This window comes from Terrabacter sp. P5_B1, from assembly GCF_056400505.1.
This window is the reverse complement of the sequence record NZ_JBFULD010000379.1, coordinates 1-3,724: the sequence shown is the minus strand read 5'-3', so window position 1 is coordinate 3,724 and position 3,724 is coordinate 1. Positions and strand designations below refer to the sequence as shown.

Sequence of the window (3,724 nt, the reverse complement as noted above, 5' to 3'; positions counted from 1 at the left end):
GCCCTCGTCGATGCCGTCGGGCAACGGGCCGTGACGGAGGCGATGCATGGCGTCGACGACCATCTCGCCGGCGTCCGGAGCGAAGAGGTAGTCGCGGAGAGTGTCCAGCGACACCCAGATCTGGGTCGGTCGCCGGTCCAGGTGGGCGGCACAGAGCTGCGACACCAGTCCCTGAGGCTTGGCGAGGTCCTGACCGGGCCCATAGAGGTTCGCGATCCGCCCGACGAGCACGCGCGCCGGGGCGTGCTCGGCCCACTCGGTGACGATCTGCTCGGCCTGCGCCTTGGCCCGGCCGTAGTCGGACAGGGGCACCACGGGAGAGAACTCGTCATAGGGCGCACTCGGCGAACCCGCGTAGAGGCCGCCGGCCGACGATGCCACGAACACCGCCCGTTCGCTGCGACCCACGGGTCCGGGGTCGCTGGCTGCAGCCAGCGCCTCGAGTGCTGCGCGCAGCATGCGGTTCTCGGTGACGAAGCGGTCGAACGACGTGCCGGTCACTCCTGCCCCCGCGCACCAGAAGACCTGCCACGGCCCGCCTCCAGCGGCCCGCACCAGGCTGCCGGCCGCCGAGACCAGGGACGCCTCGGCGTCGGACGGCCGGTTCCAGGGGATGGGCGGGCAGACGTACGGCAGCCCACGACGCTCGAGCGCTGCCCTGACATGCTGTCCCAGCAGGCCGTTCGCCCCGACGACCCAGGAGACCGGCACGTCGGTTGCGTCGGGGCGCATCGTCAGCGGCGACCGGGTCGACGAGCCAGTGGGCCGTCCTGCGGGTCGCTGGTGATGAGGTAGGGCGGTCGTCCCATCGCCATGCCCACTGCGACGCCGAGGTACTCGGCGATGACGCCGAGCGAGAGGAGGATGGCGCCCGTGCCGAACAACGCCACGACCATAGTGGACGTCCAGCCGACGGGAGTCTGGGCTCCCAGCGCCGTCGCGATGAGGACGTAGATCGCGAACGCCACGCCGGCGACGGCGAACAGCCCCCCGAGGACGCTCACGAGCCGCAGGGCACGCGTGCCGCTCGAGAGGACCAGACGCCAGAAGTGCGACAGGAGCCGTCGCAGGTCGTAGCCGGAGCGGCGCTCGTCCCCCTCGCTGCGCAGCGCGACGGGGGCGTGCGCCAAGCGGCCCACCACCCACCCGAGCGCGACGTCCAGGTAGACCCCCGCGCCGGCATACGCCGCCACGCTGCGCCCCAGCTCGCCGAGCACGAGCCGGTAGCTCTGGAAGGTCGTCACCGCACCACCGGCGAGGAAGATGGAGAAGAACCACTTGGCGCCGCGGGAGGTGATGTTGCGCAGGGGGGCGTGCGGAGGCGGGTTGGTCGGCTCGGCGTAGACGAGCTGCGCATCCTCACGCAGGGCGACATCGACGAAGACCCCGATGTCGCGCGGGTCGTGCTGGCCGTCCTCGTCGAGGGTCACGATCCAGTCGCCGCCACTCGATGCCATCCCGGCCAGCGTGGCCGCATGCTGCCCGAAGTTCCGGCTGAGCCAGATCGGCCGCACGAACGGGTAGGTCTCGGCGAGTGTGGCCATGACGTCGGCCGACCCGTCAGGTCCGTTGTCGAAGACGAGCAGCCACTCCACGACCACCCATTCATGACCCTCCGGGCTCGTCTGCGTCGTCGCGAGCGCGGCCATCTCCTCGGCCAGAACAGGCAGCGTGAGYTCGCCCTGGTAGACGGGGGTGACGACGGAGATCCGGGCGGGTCCCGGTGTGCGCAGAGGGGTCACGACCTAGAGGGTAGCCGGTGCCGACAGCGGCGCTCAGCCGACCCGACCCTCCGACCGGGAACGTCAGCGCTCGGTCGACACGGCCGACTCGGGTTGCAGTTCGGGATGCATCTTCCGGCCCAGCCACAGGTAGGCGCCACGGCGCACGAACGCCATGCCGCGGGCGAGCGTGTCGCCGCGCAGCAGGTCCGTGCGCGAGAGCAGGCCAGTGTTCTGCTCGGCCAGGCGGTGGTGGAAGTCGACCACCTGCTGCGACTGTTTCCGTGCGAGATTGACGCTCCACTGGCCCATGCTGAGCCGGAACCGCGCGAGCGGGACCGGGAGCGCGTAGAAGTCGCCGCGCATGAGCACGTTGCAGAAGGTCTGCTGGTCGATGACGTAGGGCTCGGTGTCGGCCCATCCACCCGCGCTCGCGAGCGCGTCACGGCGCATCATCACACACGCGGGCTCGCCGAAGATGTTGGTGCCCGAGATGACCGCCCGGCGCGCGGCGGCCCGACCCGGGACGACGCCCTCGAGCCCGGCCAGCCCGCGGGCCGAGGTGAACTGCTCACCGCGGGCGTCCACCAGGGTGCGTCGGCAGCTCGTCAGCACGACGCTGGGGTGCGTGTCCAGCACGGCGACCTGCTGCTCCAGGCAGCTGGGCTCGAGCAKGTCGTCGCCGCAGACGAGCTTGAGGTAGTCGCCGGTCGCCGCTTCCGTGACACGGGTCCAGTTCGCCGGGGCGCCCCCACCTGCCGGGGTGCGAAGGAGCGTGACCCGGGGCTCGTCGGCGAATCGCTGGATCTTCTCCCAGGTTCCGTCGGTGCTCGAGTGGTCGGCGATGACGAGCTCGAAGTCGGCATACGTCTGGGCGAGGATCGACTCGATGGTCTCCTCGACGAAGTCGACGTTGTTGTATGTGGGGACGACGATCGACACGTGGGCTTGCACAGGCACCTCTTCTTGATGGGCGGCGGTAGTCGTCGGCTCGTGCGGCGGTGCCGACGAGAACTCGTGGCTGCAGGTCAGGCCTCTCCACCACCCGCTCGGCGGAAGGAGAAGGAGCTGTGACCGAACCAGCTCAGGGCCGTGGTGACGAAGACGATGAGGAACTGGGACACGATGGCGGGCCAGTGCAGCACGTAGACGAGGACACCCAGCAGGGCGAGGTTGATGACGAAGGCCACGACGTACACCGAGGCGAACCGCATGAGGTCGCGCCAGAGGTGTCCGTGGACACGGAAGACGACCTTCCGATAGAGCACGAAAGCGCAGAGGATGGAGAAGACGTACGTGAGCACCAGGGCGGGATAGTGACCCCAGCCGTTCCACCGGTGCCCGAGCAGCGCATCGAAGATCACGAACCACAGCGCGCCCACGACGGTGTTGACCCCGCCGACCATGAGGAAGAGCACCCGCTGGTCCTTGATGATCCGGAACAGCGGCCCCTGCGGCCCCGCGATTCCGCCAGGCGCGTGCCCGGCGTCCTCAACCGCACCCGACTCGGACGGGGGACTTGCGTTTCCACCCGTCTCGGGGCGTGTCTCACTGTCAGGCACCCACGGATCCTACAGGGGTTCGGCGCCCGGTCCCCCCACGCCAAGCTGCCGGGACAGCTGGGTCACGGGCACCGCAGGCGGCAGGAACGCGTCGAGGAGCGAACGCTGACGGCTGCCCAGCGCCACGTCCAGAGGAGCCAGCTCGGGGACCATGACCCTCACCGCCGGCGTGCGGTGGATTGCGGCCAGGTTGAGCAACGCAGTGCTGTTGCCACCGAGGACCAGGCGGGCCCCGACGACCTGCCGGTCGAGCTCCGCGGGCGTGTGTCCGTGCACGAGGTCGAAGCCGGCATACGCCTCTGGCCGCTCCCAGGGGTGGGGCCGCAGCACGAGGCGCAGCCCGGCCGAGGAGACGGCCGCGCTCACCTCGGCGAGGTGGCGGGCATACGCCGGCTGTGACAGCAGGCCGAGCGCCGCCCAGGGCTGGGTGAGGTGTGAGGT

Annotated in this window: 5 protein-coding genes; all 5 read right to left on the bottom strand. The window is 70.3% G+C overall.

The genetic code is table 11. The features are described from left to right. The coding region (locus tag AC1DP0_RS19520; protein WP_478087746.1) for an NAD-dependent epimerase/dehydratase family protein at positions 1-732 on the bottom strand (732 nt) is incomplete at its 3' end. A gap of 2 nt (positions 733-734) precedes the next feature. Beyond that, on the bottom strand, positions 735-1,742 hold the full coding sequence (locus tag AC1DP0_RS19515) for a glycosyltransferase (protein WP_478087744.1): 1,008 nt from the start codon (positions 1,740-1,742) through the stop codon (positions 735-737). A gap of 63 nt (positions 1,743-1,805) precedes the next feature. Beyond that, entirely contained in the window at positions 1,806-2,675 is an 870-nt protein-coding gene (locus AC1DP0_RS19510) for a glycosyltransferase family 2 protein (protein WP_478087742.1), read from the bottom strand. 74 nt (positions 2,676-2,749) lie between these two features. Further along, positions 2,750-3,283 (bottom strand): GtrA family protein, encoded by a 534-nt coding sequence (locus AC1DP0_RS19505; RefSeq protein ID WP_478087740.1) that lies wholly within the window; start codon positions 3,281-3,283, stop codon positions 2,750-2,752. A gap of 9 nt (positions 3,284-3,292) precedes the next feature. Beyond that, positions 3,293-3,724, bottom strand: a 432-nt coding sequence (locus AC1DP0_RS19500; RefSeq protein WP_478087738.1) for a hypothetical protein, incomplete at its 5' end; no start/stop codon positions are given.